16 protein-coding genes and 6 pseudogenes are annotated in these 24,794 nt (G+C 63.0%); 12 read left to right on the forward strand and 10 right to left on the reverse strand.

Annotated elements, in window-relative coordinates:
• Positions 1-1,409 precede the first annotated feature (1,409 nt).
• The 3 genes from HAP41_RS06495 to HAP41_RS06505 form a co-directional block, all read right to left on the reverse strand.
• Positions 1,410-2,339 (reverse strand): helix-turn-helix domain-containing protein, encoded by a 930-nt coding sequence (locus tag HAP41_RS06495; RefSeq protein WP_224580944.1) that lies wholly within the window; start codon positions 2,337-2,339, stop codon positions 1,410-1,412.
• 120 nt (positions 2,340-2,459) lie between these two features.
• Positions 2,460-3,803, reverse strand: coding sequence for an IS1380 family transposase (locus tag HAP41_RS06500; protein ID WP_166053720.1), 1,344 nt, complete (start codon positions 3,801-3,803; stop codon positions 2,460-2,462).
• Positions 3,804-4,360: 557 nt separating this feature from the next.
• Positions 4,361-5,635, reverse strand: a complete 1,275-nt coding sequence (locus HAP41_RS06505) for an IS256 family transposase (protein ID WP_166064748.1) — start codon at positions 5,633-5,635, stop codon at positions 4,361-4,363.
• A gap of 93 nt (positions 5,636-5,728) precedes the next feature.
• Between HAP41_RS06505 and tnpC the strand changes: the two are divergent.
• Positions 5,729-7,297: pseudogene (gene tnpC / locus HAP41_RS06510) on the forward strand (IS66 family transposase).
• A 59-nt stretch (positions 7,298-7,356) separates the two neighbouring features.
• Positions 7,357-7,999: pseudogene (locus HAP41_RS06515) on the forward strand (plasmid pRiA4b ORF-3 family protein).
• Between the two features lie 44 nt (positions 8,000-8,043).
• Here HAP41_RS06515 and HAP41_RS06520 read toward each other — a convergent pair.
• The 3 genes and pseudogenes from HAP41_RS06520 to HAP41_RS06530 all read right to left on the reverse strand — a co-directional run bounded on the left by HAP41_RS06520 (position 8,044) and on the right by HAP41_RS06530 (position 10,571).
• Positions 8,044-8,364, reverse strand: coding sequence for a hypothetical protein (locus HAP41_RS06520; protein WP_166104130.1), 321 nt, complete (start codon positions 8,362-8,364; stop codon positions 8,044-8,046).
• 539 nt (positions 8,365-8,903) lie between these two features.
• Positions 8,904-10,071, reverse strand: a pseudogene (locus HAP41_RS06525) (IS3 family transposase).
• A 359-nt stretch (positions 10,072-10,430) separates the two neighbouring features.
• The gene (locus HAP41_RS06530; protein ID WP_166104127.1) at positions 10,431-10,571 is read right to left on the reverse strand and encodes a hypothetical protein; all 141 of its coding nucleotides are present in this window, start codon (positions 10,569-10,571) and stop codon (positions 10,431-10,433) included.
• 247 nt (positions 10,572-10,818) lie between these two features.
• Here HAP41_RS06530 and HAP41_RS50280 point away from each other — a divergent pair, with 247 nt between their 5' ends.
• Positions 10,819-11,064: a hypothetical protein gene (locus HAP41_RS50280; RefSeq protein WP_321576392.1), complete on the forward strand. Its 246-nt coding sequence runs from the start codon at positions 10,819-10,821 to the stop codon at positions 11,062-11,064.
• Positions 11,065-11,449: 385 nt separating this feature from the next.
• On the opposite strand, the gene HAP41_RS06540 is transcribed toward HAP41_RS50280, so the two are convergent.
• A complete protein-coding gene (locus HAP41_RS06540; RefSeq protein WP_166104124.1) occupies positions 11,450-11,851 on the reverse strand; it encodes a hypothetical protein in 402 nt (133 codons plus the stop codon).
• A 1,055-nt stretch (positions 11,852-12,906) separates the two neighbouring features.
• Between HAP41_RS06540 and HAP41_RS06545 the strand changes: the two genes are divergently transcribed.
• Positions 12,907-13,476 carry a YopT-type cysteine protease domain-containing protein gene (locus tag HAP41_RS06545; RefSeq protein ID WP_248577182.1) on the forward strand — a complete coding sequence of 190 codons (570 nt, stop codon included), beginning with the start codon at positions 12,907-12,909 and terminating at the stop codon, positions 13,474-13,476.
• On the opposite strand, the gene HAP41_RS50285 is transcribed toward HAP41_RS06545, so the two are convergent.
• The 3 genes and pseudogenes from HAP41_RS50285 to HAP41_RS50660 form a co-directional block, all read right to left on the reverse strand.
• Positions 13,454-14,200, reverse strand: coding sequence for a thioesterase family protein (locus HAP41_RS50285; RefSeq protein ID WP_321576391.1), 747 nt, complete (start codon positions 14,198-14,200; stop codon positions 13,454-13,456). The genes HAP41_RS06545 and HAP41_RS50285 overlap by 23 nt on opposite strands.
• Positions 14,201-14,582: 382 nt before the next feature.
• Positions 14,583-15,418: pseudogene (locus HAP41_RS06555) on the reverse strand (IS5 family transposase).
• A gap of 202 nt (positions 15,419-15,620) precedes the next feature.
• Positions 15,621-15,860 carry a phospholipase effector Tle1 domain-containing protein gene (locus HAP41_RS50660; protein ID WP_166104115.1) on the reverse strand — a complete coding sequence of 80 codons (240 nt, stop codon included), beginning with the start codon at positions 15,858-15,860 and terminating at the stop codon, positions 15,621-15,623.
• A gap of 741 nt (positions 15,861-16,601) precedes the next feature.
• On the opposite strand from HAP41_RS50660, the pseudogene HAP41_RS06565 reads away from it, so the two are divergent.
• The 8 genes and pseudogenes from HAP41_RS06565 to HAP41_RS06600 all read left to right on the forward strand — a co-directional run bounded on the left by HAP41_RS06565 (position 16,602) and on the right by HAP41_RS06600 (position 24,744).
• Positions 16,602-17,799, forward strand: a pseudogene (locus tag HAP41_RS06565) (cytochrome P450).
• 92 nt (positions 17,800-17,891) lie between these two features.
• Positions 17,892-19,187, forward strand: a complete 1,296-nt coding sequence (locus tag HAP41_RS06570; RefSeq protein WP_166104110.1) for a cytochrome P450 — start codon at positions 17,892-17,894, stop codon at positions 19,185-19,187.
• 1 nt (position 19,188) lies between these two features.
• Positions 19,189-19,486, forward strand: a pseudogene (locus tag HAP41_RS06575) (ferredoxin).
• Between the two features lie 63 nt (positions 19,487-19,549).
• Positions 19,550-20,893, forward strand: coding sequence for a cytochrome P450 (locus HAP41_RS06580; protein WP_166104107.1), 1,344 nt, complete (start codon positions 19,550-19,552; stop codon positions 20,891-20,893).
• Between the two features lie 137 nt (positions 20,894-21,030).
• The gene (locus HAP41_RS06585; protein WP_166104103.1) at positions 21,031-22,020 is read left to right on the forward strand and encodes a polyprenyl synthetase family protein; all 990 of its coding nucleotides are present in this window, start codon (positions 21,031-21,033) and stop codon (positions 22,018-22,020) included.
• A 65-nt stretch (positions 22,021-22,085) separates the two neighbouring features.
• A complete protein-coding gene (locus tag HAP41_RS06590) occupies positions 22,086-22,301 on the forward strand; it encodes a hypothetical protein (protein WP_166104100.1) in 216 nt (71 codons plus the stop codon).
• Positions 22,298-23,845 carry a hypothetical protein gene (locus HAP41_RS06595; RefSeq protein ID WP_166104097.1) on the forward strand — a complete coding sequence of 516 codons (1,548 nt, stop codon included), beginning with the start codon at positions 22,298-22,300 and terminating at the stop codon, positions 23,843-23,845. Before HAP41_RS06590 ends, HAP41_RS06595 begins: the two co-directional genes overlap by 4 nt.
• Positions 23,842-24,744 carry a terpene synthase family protein gene (locus tag HAP41_RS06600; RefSeq protein WP_166104093.1) on the forward strand — a complete coding sequence of 301 codons (903 nt, stop codon included), beginning with the start codon at positions 23,842-23,844 and terminating at the stop codon, positions 24,742-24,744. The genes HAP41_RS06595 and HAP41_RS06600 overlap by 4 nt, the downstream gene beginning before the upstream one ends.
• Positions 24,745-24,794: the final 50 nt, after the last annotated feature.

Here is a 24,794-nt window from a genome sequence, read left to right on the forward strand (position 1 = left end):
CCGGGAATACGTGAAGGCGGCGGCTCCATGGCCGCATCGGGTTGATTTCCTTGAATCTTCGCATCGTCGTTCTACACCAATGAGCATCCGAGATTTTTGTCCCTCCACCTCGGGGCTGGTCCGAGCATTGCGGCCGGGACAGCGTATTTTCGAGCCGGCGGCGCATTGCCTGGGATCTTCCACTTCGGCACGAATCAGATTCCTATGCGCAAAGGCGCAGGGGGGACTGATAATGAAGCTGATTCTCAGCGATGGCGGCCGCGCTATTCCCGTCCATCGGTGTGAGCTTTGCTTGCAGCCAATGAGGCACGTAGGCGATCAAGCCGAATGCCGGCTGTTCAGGTGCGACGACTGCGCTCTTGTCAGCACGGAGGTGTTGATGCTCGGCAACCCAGGCCGCAAGTAGTCGCGGCATGTGATGCTCAGGGGGCGGCCCGCCAGCCGCTGCCCGTCACTGTTCGGTGCAATCGGCGCCAACGCATTACCGCCGCGCAGGCGGCCAATGGGACACGCCGATGAAGCGAGCCGAAGAACGACCCTATGCGAACCCGGAAGCGGCTGCACGCAAGTTGGTAGAGCTCGCAGTCACCGTCGAGGCTGTCCAAGACGGCCGCATCTACATCGAGCGGATCAACGCGCCGTTCCTGTTCACGCTGAAGCCGGCATCAGGCACGCGGTCGAGCGCGGTTGGCTCGAGCTGCACGAGAGCGGGACTTACGTCCGGTTGCTCGGCTCTGAAGCTATATTGGCGTAGGAACCAAAGGTTCCCCGCGCCGCTTTCCTCTCGCCGGCGTCTCCGCCGATCGCCGGCTGGAAGTGGCGGCCCCGGCCCATGCCCCCGTCGCGCCGGGGCCGTTCTCCTATTTGCAATCGGACTGATCCGGGCGATCCTACTGACGTGACCGGGATGCCGGAGCGCAATGTTGTCGAGGTGAAGCGCAAAGAATGACCGAACGAGGCTGGGGGCGGCCTTTCGAGGATCCGATCAAGATTGGCGATCGCGTACTGCTGACGCTGCTCGACGCCGGCGAGTACATCACGGCGTTACCGAAGAAGGAGCATGCCGCGCCAGAATGGCAAGCCGCGAAAGCTCACCCTGGGACTTCCTTGGTGCTTCCGTGGGTATACTTGCAGACGTGTTTGTGGGTGGCGTGCTATGCACGCTGTCAGCCTGGGTCATGGGGAGAGTGGTCCTTTTGGCTCGCTACGGCATACTACGGCGGATACGCATCGAGCTATTATGCTCCCGCATATTACCGGCAGGTTGTTCGCCCCGCATACGCGCACTATGTCCGTAGATACTATCGCGGGTGGTGATCGCCGCGGGCGTTCCGGATAACAAGAGGTCGCAGAGATGTCTGCGGCCTTCCATATGCGCAAATGTGGCCCGCCTGCTCAACGAGCCAACGCTAGCCACTCTCGCGCCGAAAGGCGGTTGGCGTAACTCCAACCAACTTTCGAAACACGCGGTTCAGTTGGGATGCATCGCTAAACCCCGCCGCGAGCGCCACGTCGGCCATCGATAGATCGCTTTTCGACAAAATCTCTTTTGCAACATTGATCCGCTCGGAAAGGACGTACTGATAGGGCGAAAGCCCAACTGAGTGTTTAAACGCCCGAATAAAGTGGAACTGGCTCAGTCCTAGCAAGTTCGCTAGATCGGATACCCCGATTACTTTCGAAATGTGAGCATCAACAAAATCCTTGATGCGTCTCAATTGAAGTACAGTTAAACCTCCGCGAACTGGGTTCAGTTGCGAGTACTTTGAGTCAGCAGCGTGCCGTAGTTCCCACAAAAGCAATAGTCCGAGCGTCTCCGCATATGCATGGTCATCTATGCCTGAGCCATCCAAGGCGCTTTGGAGTTTTTGGAGCGTAGCTTTAAGATTGCTATGCTCGAAGTACAAAGATGGAGGAATATTTGAGATGTCGCTTGCGGATTGGTCTGATGTGGGAGGGGCGAGATGAACCGCAAAGACCGACGACATCCGGCCTTTGAAGCAATTCCAACCTTCCACGGAAGATCCGATCGGCGCGAACGTTAATTTATCTCGAAGGTCAGTAAGCGTCGAACGGCTCCCCCCGTTTATAGTCGTCTCCCCATCAGAGCGAACAAAATCATGCAGCGCTAAATAAGCTGCATCTCCCTTCACTCGGTATTTCAATTCCGTTGGTTGAAGGCGAACAAGCTCGGCAGACAACCACGCCCAAGACATCCGTTTAACCAAAAATGGAAGATGTGCATCAGGGCGTCGCTGATGCCACTCGATTTTAGCGACTGGCCCCAAACTAACCCGCCCTATTCGTGAGAGCGCGGTATTTTGGTCCGACTGGTGCATCCGCACACCTCCGCTGACGAGGCGCACAGGATTGCCTTCGGCTTTTCACCGCCTGACGACCGGTACTTTGCAACGCGCTTGAGGGATGGGTTGGGTGAACGCGGGCGGACGCCCCACCGGTCAAGGACCGAGCGGCAGCAGCGCGCCGGGCAAGCTGCGGATCAGGTCGGCTTCGGGACATGCCGCGGCGAACGCAAGGCGAATGCGGCTCTTGGTCTCGACAACCCGGGCGGCGATTTTCAAGAGCCGAAGACGCAGCGTCGCGAACTCGGCAGTGGCCAATTCCCGGACTTTGGGAATGGCGTCGCGCACGGTCAGCATCAGCCAATAAGCGGCGGTATGGAGAACGAGGCGGACTTGATTGGCGAGCGCCGAACGGCAACTGGTGCGATCGGAGGCGAGCTGCGTCTTATGCAGCTTGATCAGATTCTCGGCTTGGCCGCGCGCGCAATACAGGCTGTCGTAGATCCACTCGGCCGAGCCGACATCGAGGCTGGTGACGACGAAGCGGATGTCGAGGCCGAGCATCGTCGCCTCAATACGGGCGACGGTGCGTCGTTCGCGATCCCAGGACTTTGCCTTGTGGCGCGTCTCGGTATAGCCGCGCAGAACCGGCAGGTTCTCGATGGCGCGTCGCGTGCGGATGTCGTCGGCGACCGCGTCGACTTTTCTGGCGAGCGGCTTGGTGCCGGACAGACCGAAGATGTAGTCGATGCCGTTGGTCTCGCACCACGCCATTGCCTCCGGCCGGGCATAGTGCCCGTCGCCACGGAACGTAATTCGCGTGTTGTGCCACCGCGTCCGGATATGCCGTACCAGGCGGCGCAGATGGGCACGCACCTCGACGCCGCCCGGCGTCTTGCCGGGCCGCAGCACGACCGCCACGGGCCGGCTCTTCTCCGTGTCGTAGACGTGGATCGGCAGGAAGCAGCGTTCGTCATAATGAGCGTTGAACAGCGAGAGCTGCTGATGGCCGTGGACGACATCGCAGGTATCATCGATGTCGAGCGTGACGGATGCCGGCTCGCGCGGGTAGCTATCCATCCATGCGTCGACCAAAGTGTAGGTCAGTCGGATCACGTCGCGCAGGCGCGGAGCATTCTCCAGACGCGACAGCGTCGGTTGGGAACACAGATCGCGACCCGTGTCCGGCAGCCGTCCGCAGGCCAGCTTGAATGCCGGATCGGACCGCAGATGATCGAGGTCGTCGGCGTCCTCGTAGCCGCAGCAGATCGCGAACATGCGCGCGCGGAACATATCGACAAGGCTGTGCACGACCCGCGTCGGATCGCGCCGATCCGGGAACACCCGGGCCAAATTGTCGGCCAAGCCGAGACGCCGCTCGGCCATCGCCAGAAGCATCACGCCCCCGTTCGAGGTCAGCCGACCGCCATCGAAGGCAGCTGTGACTTTCTTGGCGTGAACGGCTGGAAACGAGAAGGGCAGAATCGTATCATCGGTCATGGCGGGCCTGGTGTTCGCGGCTGAAGGTGATGGGGTTGGCTTTGCAACCGAATCCTACGCCGCATCAGCGCTTTACACCACGCTCGCCAGCCTCTCAGGCGCCCTCTGACGAATAAGACGGGCTAATTCCCCTTAAAGATGCGGTCTTTGTCACAATGCACTAACGATAATTGCTTCGAAAATATCAATAATTGCTCGTATTGTTAAAAGTTGCTGCGGGACGCGTTAAGAACGTACCTTACGTTTCTTACAACTTGCGCAAAGTAGCCTTTCTTGCGCCGAAATCATTTCAAGCGCTAGTGCTCCTATTGCCGATTAGGGGGGCATCAAATATTGCTTCGGCGGTCCGTGACGCGCTGCTGAGGCATGCTTCAATCTTACGATTGCAGGTCGATGCCTAACGGCAAACAGTCCCGCGCCTGTTGCTGGTAAAACTTAAGTCCTGCTGGGGCGGGTGCACCTCTTGAATTCCGCCACGAATGATTGGGAAACTGCAGGCGAGGGGGATGTCCCGATCGCTGTTGAACTACGTCGGGTCGACGTTGCCGGAATGAATATTACGCAGCCCTCGTGACGTGGGCAACGGACTTGATTGTCATGCGATCGTGGTGAGCTTGAAGGGCCGCACGCAGAACCGACAATTGCTTATGCGCCTTCAATCGTCGGAAGCCCTTGTTGGCCTCGATCATACCGGCCGCGACCCATCGCAAGGCCATACCGGCATCCCGCCAGCGTTTAACGTTGCGCGTGACGCGGCGAATGGTGCCCATCATGTTCTCGGCGATATTGGTACAGGCGAGCGATCGGCGAAGCTCCTTCGGCAACTTCAACCGGACGACAGTCAGGATTTCGTCGAGGCCTTCGAGGATACTGGCCGCAACGCCGGGCCATTGCTGGTCGAGTCGACGCGCGAGATTGCGGATCAATTTTTCAGCCTTGTCGGCGTCATCGAGCTCCCAGGCCTGGCGCAGCACCCGGCGGGTGGCCGCATGATGCTCTTTCGGCAGGCGTTCCATGATGTTGCGCGCCTTGTGGATCTGGCAGCGCTGGATCGCAGCGGCCGAACCGAAGGTGCGGCGGATCGCCTTCGACAACGCCTTCGCGCCGTCGGCGATGAACAGTCTTGGCACCGTCGGGTCGAGCCCGCGCGAGACCAGGTTGTCCAGCAGGGCCTGAACCGTTGCTGCATTCTCGGTCGCCCCTTCCACCAGCGCCAGCGGATGCTTGTTGCCTTCGCCGTCAACCCCGATCGCGGCCACCAGCACGAGATCGTCGTCGAGATGCAGCCCGTCGATTTGGACCACCAGAAGGTCGAGCGCGGACAGATCGGCAGCCATGAAGTCGGCCAGCCGCGCCGCCGACAGAGCCACGAACCTCCGCGAGGCCGCCGACTTCGAAATCCCCGATCCGGGCGGTGCCGGCACGTCACCCTCGGGCAGCCGGACGGCGCGGCCGAACCGGCGCGTCGACACATTGATCAGCATCAGGTTCATCGCCCAGCGACCGAGCCAGTCCTCCTGCGCCGCCGTTTCCCAGCTCGGGATCGTGACCTCGCGGCCGTCCATGCCCCGGACCCGCGGGCGATCGACCTCGATCTTGCCGCCGTGGAAACCGATCCGCCCCCGCGTTCGGCCCCAACGGTGCGCCCGCCGCGCCGCATCACGACCGTGGCGCGGCCCGCAGGCCGCTGTCACATCCGCCTCCATCATCGTGCCGAGCGCCTCGATTCCTGCCGCAAGGCAGAACCGATCGAAGCTCGCTCGCACTTCCGCAAATGATTTCTCCACAGCCCCGGTCGCCGGCCAACCAGCCGGTGTGATATCTCTCGTCATGGCGTTGCTCTCCTTTGTGGAATCAGCACCCCGAGCCTACCGGCTCAAGGTGGGCAACGCCGACCTCTTCAGAAATTCAACAGAACCCGGGACATCCCCAGTGATTTACCTGATGTGCTGCCGAGCGATCCAGGCGACTTGCGTGTCTTTGCCGCGGCTCTGCTGGATCGCTGCGCCAGGCTCGAGCGGTTGCTCAAGCTTGCAAAAGATGCGCAGTTCGGTCGATCGTCGGAAAAGCTGGACGCTGATCAGCTACAGCTTGTTTTGGAGGACATCGAAGAGGCCGTCGCGGCTCTCGAAGCAGCCGAGAATCACGCCAATCCAAGAACCTGCGAGAAGAGAACTTCCAAGCGCGGGGCCAATCGTGGCAAGCTGCCGGAGCATTTGCCACGCATCGTCGAGACCCTGATGCCCGCTGCAACCTGCTGCCCGTGCTGCGCAGGCGACCTTTTTGAGATCGGTCACGATGAGAGCCAGATGCTGGACGTCGTACCGGCGCAGTATCGCGTCATCGTCACCCGCAGCCCCAAACTGGCCTGCCGCGTCTGTCACGGCGTCGTCCTCCAGCATGCTGCTCCCGAGCGATTGATCAGGGGAGGACTGCCGACCGAGCGGCTGGTCGCGCATGTGATCGACGCCAAGTATCATTGGCATTTGCCGCTCTACCGCCAGGCGCAGATGCTGACGACGCACGGTATCGCCATCGACCGTTCTGCGCTCGCCTTCTGGGTCGGCTATGCCGCCCAGGAATTGAAGCCCTTGTGGCATCGTCTGCGCCAGCTTCTGCTCGGCTCTTCGAAGCTCTGTGTCGACGAGACCCCCGCACCGGTGTTGGATCCGGGGCGCGGCAGGACCAAAACCGGCTACTTCTGGGCGCTGTCACGCGATGACAGGCTCCGGGCCGGACCTGACCCACCTGGCGTGGTTTACGCCTATGCACCGGGCCGTGGGGCCGTTCATGGCTTGCAGCTGCCTGAGGGCTTTCGCGGCATCATCCACTGCGACGGCTATCAGGCTTACAAGACTAAGACCCGAGAGACGCGTGCGGACGCCTTGTCCGGGACGCTTGCCTTCCGCTGGTCGCATGTGAGGCGCCAGTTTGTGAAGATCGAGCGCGAGGCCGCTCCGGCGCCAGCTCCGGTTGCCCGCGAGGCTCTTGAGTGCATCGCCCAACTTTACGCAGTCGAAAAAGCGCTCCGCGGCCGATCAGATGTCGAGCGCCGTGCTGGCAGGCAGGCGCATGCCTGACCTCTGGCGACAGCCTTGAAGCAGTGGTTTGAGGCCAAGCTTGATCACCTTGCACAGAAGAGCGACACGGCGAAGGCCCTGCGTTACGCGCTGCGTCATTGGGACGGCTTGACGCTCCATCTTTATGACGGGTGCATCGAGATGGACACGAATGCTGTCGAGCGTGCGATGCGGCCGATCAAGCTCAACGCCAAGAACTCCCTTTTTGCCGGTTGCGACGAGGGCGCCGAGAATTGGGCAGTTCTCGCTTCGTTAATCGAGACCTGTAAGCTCAATGGCGTCAGTGCCGAGCACTGGCTCGCTGACGTTCTCGCGAAGCTCGTCAATGGCTGGCCAGCGGCGCGACTGGACGAGCTGCTTCCCTGGGCGTCGACATATACGATGCATGCACACGATCCGAGGCTGGCGGCATGAGCCTGAACACGACCGCGGTCCGGATCAAGGTTACTCTCAAGGATGTGAAGCCGGAGGTGATGCGTCGCCTTGTCGTACCCGTTACCCTGCGCCTTGATCGGTTGCATCTGACGCTTCAGGAGGCATTCGGCTGGACGAACAGTCACCTCTTCGAGTTCTTCGCTGGTGAGGCACATTGGGGGATTCCCGACCCCGACAATGATTACGGCCACCAGCCCATTGATGCCCGTAAAGCGCGGCTTTGCGATATCGTTCGAGAGACCGGCGCCAAGACGATCCACTATCTCTATGACTTCGGCGACAGCTGGGATCACGTGATCAAGCTCGAAAAGTGGTTCGACAACACCGACGGAGGGCATGCCCTTCCTGCTCGAGGCCGCCGGTCGTTGTCCTCCGGAAGACGTCGGCGGTGCGCCAGGCTATGCCGAATACCTCGATGCCATCGGTGACCCCACCCATCCGGAGCACGAACATATGCGCCGCTGGGGCCCCGGAGCGGTTCAATCCCAACGAGATCGACCGGAAGGCCCTCGAGGCCGCCGTCAACGCATTGTCCGGAATTTGGAAGCCACGTCGGCAAAAGCTACGATCAAAATAGGGCGTCAAGAGCCAATCAAAAGGGCCGAAGAGCTAGGGTTACGATCCAATGCCTGGCCGGCAAAGTACGTATCAGCCGCGCTCGCGTTGTCTCCGCAACCCTGACCAACTCCGACGGCGCGAGCACTACCACCGTGCCATGGGCGAATTCAGAAATGTAAAGCTTGACAACAAACCGCAATTAAAGGGCCGAATGACAGGCAGAGCTTCTGTGTGGGCGGCTCGCTGCCACTCAAAGTCAGCTTGGCCTCACCCGCAGCTTTCTTGGCGGCGGTGGTAAGCCCAGAAATCAAGTCATCTGCAGGAACCTCTTCGAGCACGCGTATGCGCCGGTCCGTGTCGTTAAGGTTGGTGAGATTCCAATCCGAGGTTGGTACGACCGTCATCGTTAGGCTGCCACGCCGGAAAAAGGCACTCGATGTCCGAACACTACCATTCGAGGCGCCCGCGAGATTGTTGAGGCGGCTCATGGCAAGTTTCAGATACTCTGGCTGTCCTCTCGCGAAGTCGGCCTTCGTCAGTTCATCGGCCGCTTACGGACGCGCCCATCCTTCCATGATGCGCCTGCGCGTCTGCCCGTCCCATGAGACCCGTCCCATCGGACACCAGGCAAAGCTTCTGCCTGTGGCGCCGCTGGTTGCTTGCTGCAGGTCCTCTGCTGGTTCCGATCGAGATATACGCCAGGGAGCAGAGCAGCTCGCAATCTTCGAAAAGAGTGGTGTAACCATTCGGCGAAAACAGATAGTCGCCGGTCCAGGATTGGAAGACATCGTGCAGATGATCGCTGAGGGGCGTCTTGCGCTTTTCAAGCCCCGGCAAGAATTTCCAGGCGTTGTTTTCGCCACCCGCACATGACGTGAGAAATAAGTGACTCACCACGGTTGTAGTGAAATGGACCCGCGGAGCGGGGCCGCTTGAGCCGGTTTGTTAGTTGGAAACTGACCGCTCCTGATTACTTCCTATCACGCTGCCAGAGACACTGTCTGCTGCTGTTGCTGTGGGCATGTGGTCAACGCGTCAGCGTTGTCCACCATTCCACAGCCTTCGCGGCCTGCATCCGTTCGCGCCAGACCGCCATCGGCGTGCGATAGCCGAGCGCCTGATGAAGGCGACGATCGTTGTAGAAGGCGATCAGCTCGCGATCCCTGCCTTGGCCTCGCGGCCGTCGGCATAGCCCTTGAGATAGATGTCCTCATGCTTTTAGCGACCGCCACAGCCGCTCGATGAAGACGTTGTCCATCCAACGACCGCGGCCATCCATGGAGATCTTGATCCCTGCGCCCGCCAACGCGCCGGTGAAGGCCGCGCTGGTGAACTGGCTGCCTTGGTCGGTATTGAAAATCTCCGGCCTGCCGTACTTCGCCAGCGCCCCTTCCAGAGCCGCCACGCAGTACGAGACGTCGATCGTGTTCGATAATCGCCACGCCAGAACCGCACGGCTCGCCCAGTCGATGATGGCGACGAGATAAAGAAAAGCCACGGCCGATGGGCAGATACGTGATGTCGGCGGCCCACACCTGGTTCGGCCGGTCGATCGTCATGTTGCGCAGCAGATAAGGATAGATCTTGTGGCCCGGCGCCGGCTTCGTCGTGTTCGGCTTCGGTCCCAGCGCCGCGATGCCCATCTTGCGCATCAACCGCTGCACGCGCTTGCGATTGACCTGAAGCCCCTCAGCCTTCAGCATTGCGGTCATTCGCCGCGAGCCCAGGAACGGCCAGGCGATGAACAGCTCGTCGATCCGCCGCATCAGGGCAAGGTCGTTGTCGTTGGCCGGCCGGGGCGGCCGGTAGACCCCGGAGCGCGCGATGCCAAGCAACAGGCATTGCCGACGGGATCGACAGCGCCTTGTCCGCGCGATCGAGCATTCCTCGACGGTCCGGCGTGCTCATCTTCCGGACCTCCGCGCTAAAAAATCGCGCTCGACCGTCAGTTGTCCAATCTTGGCGTGCAGCTTCTCGATCTCGCGTTCGCGCGTTTCCTCGCTCTCGCGCCCGACACCCGCATCAAAGGCCCGCGCCGCCTGGTCCAGCAGTTGCTTCTTCCAGGCATAGATCTGGTTCGGGTGAACCTCATAGCGCTGGGCCAGATCGGCCACCGTCGCCTGCTCCCGCACGGCTTCCAGCGCAATCTTTGCCTTCAGTGCCGCGTCGATCTTGCGTCTCGTCTTCGTCGTCATCATGCCCTCCGTCTATCAAACGGAGCGGCCCTTTTCCAACTAACCTCTGGTCCCAAAATCGGGGTCCATTTCAGTAGTGTTGTCGCGCTCGGTCACGATGGTAACGCTGAGGAATTTGAGAAGATCAGTATATCGCCGGGCAGCAATGCGAGGCCATACGCGTAAAGGAGGAGAACGGCCGGGTAGGTGCGCAGATCAAGGTGCCCAACCAGCCGATACTTTCCCTGACGCCGAATTCGATCCGCAAGTCGAGCACTTAGCGAAACTCTGATCCGGTGCCCCAACGCCCGAGAACACCCACAATGCGCGCGACCGACTCCATTGCACTCTCTGCTCGCGCCACCTTCTGCATGATCAGGTCATTGGAGAAAGGCGCCGATCAGTGCGAAATCCGGGCCGTTTAGCGTCCTTTCCAGCTTTCGCGCTTCTTCACTAATAAGATCACCCAGCTGAATGCGGAATTCAGGCTTTGCCAAAAAGCGCTTGTCGCTGGCCACCATCAACCAACGCTCTGTGGGTTTTGCCTTTTGATGTCAGCCTGGCTGCTCACCAAGCGTTCCAAGCTTTCGTGTCCGCGCTATCAATGCGAATGTTCCTGCCGGCCCGCTGTCTAATCAGGTCCGTGGCGATCTTGGAAGGTTCACCTCGCGCCGCCCAGTACACTGGATATCCCCGCGTCGGGGCCCGCGTGAGTGCCGCTCTCAACGCGGGGTCCCAATCGGCGGACCAGCCGCTCACGATCAGCCCGTGCTCATCGATGATGCGGTCGAGAACCTTGTTCAGATGCGTCACGTCACCCCCCGACAGCGTGACGACACGCACACCGCCGAAAGCCATATGCTTGAACAGTCCAGCGATATCATCCTGATCGCGGCTCAGGCGATCCATCGCCTCTGCGAGCACGGCGACGAATTTGCCGCGCGTCGCATCGCCGATCAGTTCCTGATGCCGCGACGCAACAGCGACGCACCGGAGATTGCGCGATCGGTATAGCTGTCGACGACTGTCCAGCCTTGTTTCTCGGCGTGCAGAGCCGCAACTGATCCTCGATTGAAGCGTCTCGCTGATTGTCTGATGAGTAGCGGGCGCAGGCGCGACCTTCAGGAGGCGACTCCTTACATCGCAAGGCAGTCTCGTATCCCCCTATCTGTTTCGGCTCGAACGAAGTCCCGTGCGGCCTGTCGCGCCAGCAGTCGGACCAGATTGACGAGGCGCGGATTTGAAAATCCATGGCTTGCCTCGGGTACCGACGTGGTGGCGAGGCAGGGTCGAGCGTCGTCGCAGCAATAATTTTGTTGTGATCGCTCCTCTTGGAAGACGGGCGTCTTGTCATCGGCACACGTCCGATCGACGACGAGCTGGACGAGCGCACCGTCATTCAATGCGTCAATCGTGGCAAGCGAAGACGGAGAAGGGATCTGGCCGCGGCGGGGAACGCGGTGATCGGCAAACCTGACGCCTTCAAGTTCGTATGCCGCGGCAGTGTCTCGGCCCAACGTCGCGACCAGGTTCGATCGGCCGCCGTGAAACGGGGCGTCCCTACCGTGGTGATCTGGTCCGGCGCGGGTTCGAGGAGCATCTCCGGCTTCGGGCCGAATTTCTGCTGCGGCGCCTCGTCGACAGAGTTCCGTTCCCCGACAGTGAAGTCGACCTGCGCAATTTCGTCGATACGTTTCAGGACGTTGATGAGGGGCAGGCCCTTGCAATGTTCGCCCGGGCATTCGATGGCCCAGCGCTTCGGACGCCATTTCAGCAGGAGAGCAATCTCCACGCGTTCCAACAGGCCATCGACGACACTATCAGAGTGCTCAGCACAGGCATATCTCGCAACGCGAGAAGGTGTCGAAATCCACCGACTTCCCTCGTTACGCCACATCCGCGATGCGAGCATCCGCAGCGCTCTGGAGCTGACGGCCGTGAATTGGATCAGCTTCGCCGCCGATTGCGCTGCTGTCCTCCGGAGAAATCAGGCCCTGCGGCTGCGGCAATCCCACTTGCCCCACCTTCTTGCTTTCCGACGACCGTTCCTTCCTTCAATGTCGTCCTGGAATGACGCCGCCCAGCGCAAAGATAGCACGTCGTTTGGCGACCAGATAACAACCTCGCGGAGGCGATCGCGGAACAGATTGCCGAGCAGCGCCAGGCCGTCACGAAACAGGGAATACCGATGGTCGCCCGCTTCGCAGCTCACTGTGAGGCCCTCACTGACGGACAGCCGAACCCGATCGGTTAAAGGTCGGTAGTTGAAGCGTTGGCGGTATTGCCCGCTCACCGCCGCGAATGATTCCGGTGAGCGCACTCAGGAATTCGGCGCCAGCCTCACCGCTACTATCCTGGCAAACAGCGTTGCGGAGGAATTGTCCGTCCCCACGATAGCGCTGCTCAAGGCCACCTACCGGATATGCGCGGGAGGATCTAACACAGCGCTACGCCGCACCGTATCTGACATTGTCAGAACTTCGCCAAAGGAACGATTCTAAGCTGGACAACAGCTGCCCGTCAGCTTGGCTGGGTATCCTCGCAGCAGGGCCTAAGCATCCCGAATCGATCCGTGGAAACTAGCGCAGCACAGAAAGGTGAATCGTCATGTACGATCGAATCAGTAGCTCATCGACACGCACTAGCCAAGCTGACGAACTGAGTCAGTCGGTGGATAGCGGCAGCTTTACGGAAACACTAGCACATCTCTCGCCTCAGTGGAACTCACAACCGGGGGAGTTGCCCGACAAGAGGGGGGCCTGCTGCAGCAAGCCACATACCTCGGATGAAAACGACGTTCGAACTTCCAGTGCCTCCGACCCCAGTACATCCGCTCCAGAGAGTCCGGCCACCTCCTTGTTTGATTACAGAACGGCCGATCTGCGTGATGCGAATGTGGACGGCATCTGCGTTGGGCTGACTGCGGAGTGGTTCCGCAATCTTAACAACAGCCCACCAACCCGAATGCGTGCGCTCACACCTGGGTCGCAAACGCACGCCTCAGCGGCTGAACGGCAGCAGCAATATCAAAATCTCAAGGATCAGTTGCGAAGCAGGGGAGCAGACTCTTCTCACGCCGACCTTCGGGCACAGAATGCCATTTTGGAGGAAGCTGGCTTGGAACCGGCTGGAGAGGAGAAGAGATTCGCATTCGGCAAGTCTTCGAACGTCGAGCGCATGGTGAACGAAATCAACAAAGACCGATCGAACCATTTGCTCAGCTTGTATTTCGCCGAAGGCGGCGCACACACAGTGGCGACGTCGGCCTCCAATGGAACGACCACGCTTTTCGACCCTAACTTTGGAGAATTTACTGTTCGATCAGATCCGAACCAGATGGCTTCATTGTTACAAAGCCTCGCCGATCGTTACAGGAATCCCAACGGGCAACATTTGTCGACAATCACGACGCAAAGGATGCAGTGAGTTGGGCCTGCAGGCCGGTGGTGATTGACGCCTTCTGTGAAGGCGCGGATGCGTCGGCCAGCGCTTGCGTCGGCCGCGGCGTCGGGAGCCAGCTCTGCGGCAGATGGAGGAATTTCCTTCCAAGAGCTTGGCAGCGGTGAATGAGGCCGCAATGGCAATGATCGTCGCGTATAAGAGCGCCACGACGAGAACAGTCACCCAGTTGGATTGTGAACCTTGAGCAACGTGTCGCTCCGGCGAACTCTGACTTGACGATGTCGCAGCAGAAGGCCAATGCATTGATTTCATCGGGGCGCTGGAGCATTAAGGCGTGAACGAAAGGCAGATTTATCTGTGCTCTTCCATAGCAAGCCTCAGACCTTGGGATGCGCTGCGCTTTTCCGCCTGAGATAAACGCGACCCGTCCCCGCGCCGAGACCAAGAGATCGTCCCCGCGCCTGCACTCCTGCGGCAAGCCAACCGAAGTGCCTCTCACCTCTTGCGGGACCGTGACAATGTCATGAAGGCCGTCCAAGAACGCCGGTTTTAGAGAATCGATTGTCGTCGAACGGACAACGAAGGCGAAGCCCGGCGCATCGTTCCGCGTTTCCTCGAGCCGCCCTTGCTGATTGGTGCCGAGCGGGCGCAAGTAATTCGTTCTGCCGCGCTCTATGAAACGGAGAAAATTCGTGTGATAAACAATCTGGCAGGGCGTCGATATCTTAAAGTAGACTCGCACCTGCATGTACCGCCGTCCGTCTCGAATTTCGCCGTCAAGAGAGACTGTCACAGCGCGGTTCCCCTTATTGCGCGTATAGGGACCAATTGTCTTGCACCGAGGGGGCTGGGCGAGCGCTAGAATCCTTTGCTTGGCTCCTCCTGACGCCGGCGGCATCGACGCGGTCGTCGATTGGAAGAGCGACGTGGCTCCGGATGCCTCGAGCACCCGCCACTACGGGCAGCAGATCGCCGGCTATAGAAGCAGAGCAACGCCAATCCACCGGTCAGGTCGGCGAACTCGCTTAGCAAGCAACGCTGCTGATGGTGAGGCGCTTCGAAGCGACGACAGAGCTTAGTCGCGGCTGAGACTTAATCTCGAAGCCAGCCTTAGAGTCTGTCCGGAAAGATTACCTTGGATTGCATAGCTTTCGCAGCATGAGTCGGATGGAGGCCAGCTTGAGAAAGGCGAGCGCCCTGTGATTGAAGCATTCCCAATCTTTGGACAGTCTTCGGCATCGCCCGAGCCAGGCAAAGGTACGCTCGACGATCCAGCGTTTGGGCAAGACGACGAAACGGTGAGCCTGATCGGAGCGTTTGACGATTTCGAGGTTCACGCGCTTCAGAGCGCTACGCAGCCCCTTCTGGAAATGTGGCCCTTGATATCCGCCGTCGGCGTAGAGCTTCAGAAGAAAGGGATAGAGGCCGAACAACGTTGCCATCAGGAGCACGCCGCCGTCGCGATCCTGGATGTCCGCCGCATGCACGATGGCGTGCATCAAGAGGCCTTGCGTGTCGACGAGAATGTGCCGCTTCTTGCCCTTGATCTTCTTGCCCGCGTCGTAGCCATGGAGATCATGAGGCCCCCTTTTTCAGCGCTTTTCACGCTCTGGCTATCGATGATGGCGGCGGTGGGAGAAGCCTCGCGCTCGGCCCTTTCGCGACATTCGACATAGAGGGCGTGATGAATTTTATCGAGCGTGCCGTTCCAGCTCCACAGATCGAAGTAGCCATACAGCGTCGAGCGCGGCGGCAGGTCCTTGGGGATCGCGCGCCACTGGCAACCTGTGCTCAGGATGTACATCAGCCCGTTGGCAATCTCGCGCAGGTCCACCGTACGCTTGTTGCCGCCGCGCTTGGCCGGCGGGATGCGAGGCGCGATCAGCGCCCACTCCTCGTCGGTCAAGTCGCTCGGATAGCGCAGGCGGCTGCGGTCGTAGCGTGCACGGTTCTCGGTAGTCCACATTGGCGGCGCGTCCCCATCGAATCAGGCCGCTCACCTTGAATCACAACCGATTCATTCGACTCAACATGTTTTGGAACAGACACTTAGCGCGGCGAAGCGCTCAAGCACCGCCGGATGAAGGACTGCCTAGCTCTGCACTTGACGTAACCCTTCGGTCCACTTGACTTGCCCCCGCAAGTGACCCGGGTTCGCGCTCGTCGTGCTACGGACCAAGCGGATCCGGATTCAGCTTCAGGACTCTATCGTCTACCTTGATGCCGGAGCCGTCGGGCGTCTTGCCGTCGGGAAGGTCTCGGCCGCATGCGCCATTCAACCCAGCGAGGGAGAGGCGGGCTTCGTTTTCCGGATAGCTACCGCCGACATCGGAGTGGCTTCCGGCGAACCACACCTGCTGCAGCCAATTCGAATGCTTAAAATATCGCGCAAGGGCTGCCCCGCACATTCAGCGCGAGAGCAGGCCTTTGTCGGGCACTTGCCGCGCCGGTTGTCGGCATTGAGGCTCAATGCCGACAACCTGACACTACGCGCCGCTACGAAGTGCCTGTTGAGCCTGCGAATTCAGTTCGGCACGCGATTTGCTCTGTTCGCGGCATCATCACCAATCGCAGTGCGATGGTCTTCGGGGCGGACACGGCGCGCGTCGCTGTTCGCGTCTGGTTCGTTCCGACGGTTTGCTGTGGCAATGAGTTGGCGTTCGATTGCGGACCGAGAAAATGCAGGAAAGGGGAATGTTGGATGCGATCTAGAGTTCTTCTTTTGGGAGCCACAACAATTGCGCTCGTCGCGAGAAGCGGCAGACCTTGAGCCAGGAGTCAAGCTTGCCGCCGGCGGTGTCGGACTGGGCCGGAGGCTATGTTGGCGGACACGTCGGTGGCGGGTGCGGTCGAGCCTCCTTCACCAATCCCTGCGGTCAGTCGATCTTTGGCGATGCGGACAGGTTCGATGTCACCCGGCGGGACAACCCGCGCTGTCGGCCCGGGGGGGGGGCATTTCTGCCTGGGTGCTGCGCTGGTGCACCTGGAATTGCGATGCGCCTTCCCCGGGTTGTTCGTGCGGCTGGGGGGTCTGCCGCTGACCGTCGCCGCGGAGGAGGTCGTCGACGTGCCATCTTACGTCATTCGCTGCCCGCAGCGCCTGCCGGTCACCTTCCGCCCTTCCATCGCTTAGAGAGTGAAGTGCCACCATGTCCGAACACCCCTTGCCGACGCTACCGATGTGGCGCGTCGATCACATCGAGCCCTCGCCCGAGATGTTGGCGCTACGCGCCAACGGTCCGATCCACCGCGTGCGCTTCCCGTCCGGGCACGAAGGCTGGTGGGTGACGGGCTACGACGAAGCCAAGGCGGTGTTGTCCGACACGGCGTTCCGGCCTGCGGGAATGCCGCCGGCGGCATTCACCCCGGATTCGGTGATTCTCGGTTCGCCGGGGGGGCTGGTCTCGCACGAGGGGGCCGAACATGCCCGGTTACGCACGATCGTGGCGCCGGCGTTCAGCGACCACAGGGTGAAGCTGCTCGCGCAGCGGGTAGAGGCGATCGCCGCGCAGTTGTTCGAGACGCTGGCGGCCCAGCCCCAGCCCGCTGACCTGCGGCGCCACCTCTCCTTTCCGCTTCCGGCTATGGTCATCAGCGCGCTGATGGGTGTGCTCTACGAGGATCACGCCTTTTTCGCCGAGCTGTCCGACGAGGTGATGACGCACCAGCATGAAAGCGGCCCGCGCGTCGCGCCTGGCCTGGGAAGAGCTGCGCGCCTACATTCGCGGCAAGATGCGGGACAAGCGCCAGGATCCGGGCGACAACCTGCTGACGGATCTGCTTGCGGCGGTCTACCTGGGCAAGGCGACCGAGGAAGAGGCGATGGGCCTGGCGGCGGGCATGCTGGTGGCCGGGCACGAGAGCGCCGTCGCGCAGATCGAATTCGGCCTGCTGGCCATGCTCCGCCACCCGCAGCAGCGCGAACGCCTGGTCGGCGATCCATCCCTGGTGGACAAGGCGGTGGAGGAAATCCTGCGCATGTACCCGCCGGGCGCGGGGTGGGACGGCATCATGCGCTATCCGAGGACCGACGTGACCATCGCGGGCGTTCATATTCCCGCGGAGAGCAAGGTGTTGGTCGGCCTGGCGGCGACGTCGTTCGATCCGCGCCATTTCGACGAACCGGAAATCTTCGACGTCGGGCGCGACGGAAAGCCGCACCTGGCGTTCTCCTTCGGGCCGCACTACTGCATTGGCGTGGCGCTGGCCAGGCTGGAACTCAAGGTGGTGTTCGGTTCGATCTTCCAGCGCTTTCCCGCGCTGCGCCTGGCCGTGGCGCCGGAAGAACTGAAGTTGCGCAAGGAGATCATCACTGGCGGGTTCGAGGAGTTCCCGGTGCTCTGGTGATGCGCGGACGCCGCCGGGGATCGCGATCTTCTCCGCAATTTGCCGGCGCGCCTCGCGCGCCGGTTAGATCAGGTAGCCAACAGGTAGCCAAGATGGACATGCAAGAAACCACGGCAGCATGCCGGGACGCCTTCGCCGAACTAGCGTCGGCGGCGTGCACCCACGACCCGTATCCGTTCATGCGGTGGTTGCGCGAGCACGATCCGGTGCATCGCGCGGCGTCGGGGCTCTTTCTGTTGAGCCGCCACGCCGACATCTATTGGGCGTTCAAGGCCACGGGCGATGCGTTTCGGGCGCCGGCGCCGGGCGAACTGGCGCGCTATTTCCCGCGTGTGGCGACCAGCCTATCGCTCAATCTGCTGGCGTCCACGCTAGCGATGAAGGATCCACCGACGCATACGCGTCTGCGCCGGCTGATCTCGCGCGATTTCACCATGCGCCAGATCGACAACCTGCGGCCGAGCATCGCACGCATCGTCGCTGCGCGCCTGGACGGCATGGCGCCCGCGCTGGAGCGCGGGGAGGCGGTGGACCTGCATCGGGAATTCGCGCTGGCCTTGCCCGTGTTGGTCTCCGCTGAACTGTTCGGCATGCCCCCGGACGACATGTTCGGGCTCGCCGCCGGCATCGGCGCCATTCTGGAAGGCCTGCGCCCGCACGCCAGCGATCCCCAGCTCGCCGCGGCGGACGCGGCCAGCGCCAGGGTGCTGGCCTACTTCGGCGACCTCATACCGCGCAAGCGCGCCGATCCCCGCCACGACATCGTGTCGATGCTGGTCGGCGCACAAGACGCCGATGCCGACACGCTGTCGGATGCGGAGTTGATCAGCATGTTGTGGGGCATGCTGCTGGGCGGCTTCGCCACCACTGCTGCGGCCATCGACCATGCGGTCCTGGCGATGCTGGCGTATCCCAAACAGCGGCACTGGCTGCAGGGAGACGCCGTGGGGGTGAAAGCATTCGTCGAAGAAGTCCTGCGCTGCGACGCGCCCGTTATGTTCAGCTCCATTCCGCGTATCGCCCAGCGCGACATCGAACTGGGCGGCGCGGTGATCCCGAAGAACGCGGACGTGCGCGTGCTGGTCGCGGCCGGCAATCGCGACCCGGACGCCTTCGCCGATCCCGACCGCTTCGATCCCGCGCGGTTCTACGGCACCAGTCCTGGCATGTCGACCGACGGGAAGATCATGCTGAGCTTCGGCCACGGCATCCACTTCTGCCTCGGTGCGCAACTGGCCCGGGTGCAGTTGGCCGAGAGCCTGCCGCGGATCCAGGCGCGCTTCCCCACACTGGCATTGGCCGAGCAGCCGACCCGGGAGCCGTCCGCGTTCCTTAGGACGTTCCGCGCGCTGTCGGTGCGGCTGCAAGCGCGGGGGGGGGGGGGCTGAGATGCGCGTCGTGGTCGACCAGGATCTGTGCGGAACCACCGGGCAGTGCGTGCTGACGCTGCCGGGCACCTTTCGCCAGCGCGACCCGGACGGCGTGGCCGAAGTGTGCGTAGCGACGGTCCCGCAGGCGCTGCACGCCGCCGTGCGGCGCGCGGCCAGCCAGTGCCCGGTCGCCGCCATTCGGGTCATCGAAAGCGACGCTGGCGATGACCAGCGACCCTGCGCCTTCTCCGGCGGAGGCCGAGCGGCATGCCGCGAAAGACCAACGCAATCCAGGAGGACACGATGAGGCGGTTTGAAGGCAAGGTGGCCGTGGGCGGCAGAGTGGTGGTACCTGCCGCCGAAGCGGCGCCGCGCTGCTGATGGACATGCTGCTCAACCCGCTGGACCGTCGGCACCGGCTGCGGTACGATATTCCGGTCGTGCCCGGCGCTTTCCCCTTGGTCGGGCATCTTCCCGCCATCGTCTGCGACTTGCCGCGCCTGCTGCTGCGCGCGGAACGGACGCTGGGCAGCTGCTTCTGGCTGGATTTCGGCCCTGCCGGACACCAGATGACCTGCGTGGATCCGGATGCGTTCGCATTGCTCCGGCACAAGGACGTGTCCTCGGCGCTGATCGAAGAGATCGCGCCCGAATTGCTTGGCGGAACGTTGGTCGCCCAGGACGGCGGCGCGCACCGGCAGGCGCGCGATGCGATCAAAGCGGCGTTCCTGCCCAAGGGGCTGACCGAGGCCGGCATCGGCGACCTGTTCGCGCCCGTCATCCGGGCGCGGGTGCAGGCGTGGCGCGACCGCGGCGACGTAACCATCCTGCGCGAAACCAGCGACCTGTCACTCAGGCTCATCTTCAGACTCATGGGAATCCCCGCGCAGGACCTGCCGGGATGGCATCGCAAGTACCGGCAACTGCTGCAGTTGATCGTCGCGCCCCGGGTCGACCTGCCCGGACTGCCCTTGCGGCGCGGCCGCGCCGCCCGCGACTGGATCGACGCGCAGCTGCGCCAGTTCGTCCGCGACGCCCGCGCGGATACCGCGCGCACCGGGTTGATCAACGACATGGTGAGCGCCTTCGATCGCAGCGACGATGCGCTCTCCGATGACGTGCTGGTCGCCAATATCCGCTTGCTGCTGCTTGGCGGTCACGACACCACCGCCTCGACGATGGCCTGGATGGTGATCGAGTTGGCGCGGCAGCCTGTGCTGTGGGATGCCCTGGTCGAGGAGGCGAAACGCGTGGGCGCGGTGCCGACCCGGCACGCGGACCTGGCGCAGTGTCCGGTCGCCGAGGCGCTGTTCCGCGAGACGCTGCGCGTGCATCCGGCGACCACGCTCCTGCCGCGTCGCGCGCTGCAGGAATTGCAACTCGGCCAACGGCGCATTCCCGCGGGCACCCATCTGTGCATCCCGCTGCTGCATTTCTCGACATCGGCGCTGCTGCACGAGGCGCCTGATCAGTTCCGCCTGGCGCGGTGGCTGCAACGCACGGAGCCGATCCGGCCGGTGGACATGCTGCAGTTCGGTACCGGCCCACACGTCTGCATCGGCTATCACTTGGTATGGCTGGAACTGGTGCAGTGCTGCATCGCCTTGGCGCTGACCATGCACAAGGCCGGGGTGCGGCCGCGGTTGCTGAGCGGCGTCGAAAAAGGCCGGCGCTATTACCCGACCGCACATCCGTCCATGACAATCCGCATCGGATTCTCATGAGCTGGGATCGCATGCCCCGTGTGGCGAGGCAGCGGCGCCGGCGACGCGCGGCATTGCTGCACTCGGTGCGACGCCGGCAACACCGCGGCGGCTCGGGGCTCGCCGTGGCCGTTTCAGGTACCAAGGAGATGAACAACATGCAGACTGGTTCCACGCTACACGACGACCGAACTGGCGTTTCCGCGCTCGGCGGATTGGGCGCGCATGCACCCGGCAGGCTGCTGCCGGAGATCTGGATGCAGGACGGCGCAAAGCGGGTCGAACAGGCGATGGCGCGTCTTCTCTGCGCCGAACACGACGGTGAGACCGAGCTGATGGCGGCGATGCGCTACGCCACCTTGCATGGCGGGAAGCGCACCCGCGCCTTGCTCTGTCTGGCTGCCGGCGCACTGGCCGATACGCCGGTGCACATGCTCGACGACGTCGGCGCCGCCATCGAAATGATGCACGCCTGTACCCTGGTCCACGACGACCTGCCCGCGATGGACGACGACGTGCTTCGCCGCGACCTTCCGACCGTGCACGTCAAGTTCGGCGAAGCCACTGCGATCCTGGTCGGCGATGCGCTGCAGGCGCACGCCTTCCTGACCCTGGCGAGCCTGGATGCGCCGGGCGACAACCGTATCGCGCTCGTGCGCGAACTGGCGCAGGCGGTGTCCGCCGAGGGTGCCGCAGGCGGGCAGGCCATGGATCTGTCGCTGGTCGGAAAGCACGTCGAGCTGGACAGGATCGTGGCGATGCACCGGATGAAGAGCGGAGCGCTAGTGCGCGCGTCCGTTCGCATGGGCGCGCTATGCGCCATCGCGGAGGATGCCGCGCACGCTGCGCTGTACTGTGCGCTCGATCGCTACACCGCCTGTTTCGGCCTGGCGTTGCAGGTGGTCGACGACATTCTCGACGCGACAGCGGATACCGCGACGCTGGGCAAGACCCCCGGCAAGGACGCGGCGGCGCAGAAGCCGACCTGCGCGTCGATCATGGGGCTGCAGGCAGCTCGCCACTTCGCGCTGGATTTGTTGCGCGACGCCGGGGAGGCCATCGCCCCGTTGGGGCCGCGTGCGGAACGGTTGGCGCAGATGCTGCAGCGGGCCAACGCGTATCTGTTCAAGCACGCGCCATGCGCGTGAGCGCGCCCGTCCGCATGGAGTCGCGCCTGTGCCGCTGCGATCGGCCGGCGGCTGCATGCTGCACTGTGTCCGAGTCCGCGGCGCCGATCGCAGCGGTTGCCCAGCACGGCCGTGGCGCGCTGCGCGCAAGCCTATGCGGCGGACCGACATCGGGGCGCGTCGCCACGCCGGAGCAGGGCGGCCGTCCGGCGCTGCCCATGCGCCGGGCCTGCGGTGACGTGCGCGGCGTCTGCCCGATCCTGGTTCTCGTCAACCGTCTGCAGAAGGAACATCCCGCGTGAACTCGCTGTCCGAACAGATCCTTTCCGAATTGCGCCACCTGCTGAGCGAGATGAGCGACGGCGGCAGCGTCGGTCCGTCCGTTTACGACACGGCGCGAGCTCTGCAGTTCCACGGCAACGCCGCTGGTCGGCAGGACGCATACGCGTGGCTTATCGCACAGCAACAGGCCGATGGCGGATGGGGAAGCGCGGACTTCCCGCTGTTCCGCCATGCGCCCACGTGGGCGGCGTTGCTGGCATTGCAGCGTGCCGATCCTCTTCCCGGCGCTGCCGACGCAGTCCAGGCTGCAATCCGGTTCCTCGAGCGCCAGCCCGATCCCTACGCGCATGCGGTGCCGGAAGACGCGCCGATCGGCGCGGAGTTGATCCTGCCGCAGTTGTGCGGCGAGGCCGCATCCTTGCTGGGCGGCGTGGCGTTTCCGCGCCACCCGGCGCTCTTGCCGTTGCGGCAAGCGTGCCTGGTCAAGCTGAGGGCGGTGGCGACGTTCCCGAGCGGCCATCCGTTGCTGCACTCCTGGGAAGCCTGGGGGACGTCGCCGACCACCGCATGCCCGGATGATGACGGCAGCATCGGCATCAGTCCGGCGGCCACCGCCGCGTGGCGTGCGCACGCCGTGACACAGGGGAGCACGCCGCAGGTCGGGCGTGCCGACGCGTATCTGCAGGCGGCATCGCGGGCGACGCGCAGCGGCATCGAAGGTGTCGTTCCCAACGTCTGGCCGATCAATGTGTTCGAGCTATGCTGGTCGCTGTACACCCTGCATCTGGCTGGACTGTTCGCGCATCCCGCGCTCGCCGAGGCGGTGCGCGTGATCGTCGCGCAGCTCGACGCTCGCCTGGGCGTGCGCGGTCTAGGCCCGGCCTTGCACTTCGCGGCAGATGCGGACGACACCGCCGTTGCGTTGTGCGTCCTGCGCCTTGCAGGCCGCGACCCGGCGGTCGATGCGTTGCGCCATTTCGAAATCGGCGAGCTGTTCGTCACCTTCCCCGACGAGCGCAATGCCTCGGTGTCGACCAACATCCACGCCCTGCATGCGTTGCGACTGTTGGGAAAGCCCGCCACCGGCACCAGCGCCTACGTCGAGGCCAATCGCAACGCGCACGGTTTATGGGACAACGAAAAATGGCACGTTTCGTGGCTGTATCCCACCGCGCATGCGGTCGCTGCGCTGGCGCAAGGCAAGCCCCAGTGGCGCGACGACCGCGCGCTGGCGGCGCTGCTGCAGGCGCAGCGCGACGACGGTGGCTGGGGCGCCGGTCGCGCGTCTACATTCGAGGAAACCGCCTATGCGCTGTTCGCGTTGTACGTGATGGACGGGAGCGAAGAGCCGACAGCGCGCAGGCGCATCGCGCAGGCGGTGGCGCATGCGCTGGAGTGGATGCTCGCCCGCCATGCGCATGCATTGCCGCAGACGCCGCTGTGGATCGGCAAGGAACTGTATTGCCCCACCCGGGTCGTGCGCGTGGCCGAACTCGCCGGGTTGTGGCTGGCGCTCCGTTGGGGGCGGCGCGTCCTGGCCGAGGGAGCAGGAGCGGCGCCATGATCCAGACCGAACGCGCGCTGCAGCAGGTGCTGGAGTGGGGGCATTCCCTGACCGGGTTCGCCGACGAGCATGCCGTGGAAGCGGTCAGGGGCGGCCAGTACATCCTGCAGCGCATCCACACGAGCCTGCGCGACACCAGCGCCCGCATCGGCCGCGATCCGCAGGACGAAACGCTGATCGTGGCGTTCTATCGCGAACTGGCGCTGCTGTTCTGGCTCGACGATTGCAACGACCTTGGCCTGATCGCGCCGGAACAGCTCGCCGCGGTGGAGCAGGCGCTGGGGCAGGGCGAGCCCTGCGCGCTTCCCGGATTCGAGGGCTGCGCTGTGCTGCGCGCTTCGCTGGCCGCGCTCGCCTACGATCGCCGCGACTATGCTCAGCTTCTCGACGATACCCGGTGCTACTGCGCGGCGCTGCGCGCCGGACACGCGCAGGCGGCAGGGGCGGAACGCTGGTCCTACGCCGAGTACCTGCACAACGGCATCAATTCAATCGCCTACACGAACGTATTCTGTTGCCTGTCGTTGCTGTGGGGGCTGGACATGGCGACCTTGCGTGCGCGTCCGGCGTTTCGCCAGGTCCTGCGGCTCATCTCCGCGATAGGGCGCCTGCAGAACGATCTGCATGGACGCGACAAGGACAGGTCGGCCGGCGAGGCCGACAACGCGGTAATCCTGCTGCTGCAGCGCTATCCGGCTATGCCTGTGGTGGAGTTCCTCAACGACGAGCTGACCGGCCATACGCGCATGCTGCATCGGGTGATGGCGGAAGAACGCTTTCCCGCGCCGTGGGGACCGTTGATCGAGACCATGGCGGCCATCCGCGCGCAGTACTACCAGACCTCGACCAGCCGCTACCGCAGCGACGCTGCGGGGGGAGGCCAGCGTGCGCCGGCCTGAACGCGCGGGAGGGCGGCGGCGTGCGCGCGCTGCCGTCGGTCCGATCCGAC

This window comes from Bradyrhizobium barranii subsp. apii (assembly GCF_011516635.5).
GTDB classification, from domain to species: Bacteria; Pseudomonadota; Alphaproteobacteria; order Rhizobiales; family Xanthobacteraceae; genus Bradyrhizobium; species Bradyrhizobium barranii.

Coding starts and splice junctions, on each gene's coding strand:
- HAP41_RS06500 (WP_166053720.1), bottom strand. CDS start 3,803: ATGACCGATGATACGATTCTGCCCTTCTCGTTTCCAGCCGTTCACGCC.
- HAP41_RS06520 (WP_166104130.1), bottom strand. CDS start 8,364: ATGAGCCGCCTCAACAATCTCGCGGGCGCCTCGAATGGTAGTGTTCGG.
- HAP41_RS50660 (WP_166104115.1), bottom strand. CDS start 15,860: ATGTGCGGGGCAGCCCTTGCGCGATATTTTAAGCATTCGAATTGGCTG.
- HAP41_RS06570 (WP_166104110.1), top strand. CDS start 17,892: ATGGACATGCAAGAAACCACGGCAGCATGCCGGGACGCCTTCGCCGAA.
- HAP41_RS06600 (WP_166104093.1), top strand. CDS start 23,842: ATGATCCAGACCGAACGCGCGCTGCAGCAGGTGCTGGAGTGGGGGCAT.
- HAP41_RS50285 (WP_321576391.1), bottom strand. CDS start 14,200: ATGCAGGTGCGAGTCTACTTTAAGATATCGACGCCCTGCCAGATTGTT.
- HAP41_RS06505 (WP_166064748.1), bottom strand. CDS start 5,635: ATGACGAGAGATATCACACCGGCTGGTTGGCCGGCGACCGGGGCTGTG.
- HAP41_RS06495 (WP_224580944.1), bottom strand. CDS start 2,339: ATGCACCAGTCGGACCAAAATACCGCGCTCTCACGAATAGGGCGGGTT.
- HAP41_RS06580 (WP_166104107.1), top strand. CDS start 19,550: ATGGACATGCTGCTCAACCCGCTGGACCGTCGGCACCGGCTGCGGTAC.
- HAP41_RS06585 (WP_166104103.1), top strand. CDS start 21,031: ATGCAGACTGGTTCCACGCTACACGACGACCGAACTGGCGTTTCCGCG.
- HAP41_RS06530 (WP_166104127.1), bottom strand. CDS start 10,571: ATGGTGGCCAGCGACAAGCGCTTTTTGGCAAAGCCTGAATTCCGCATT.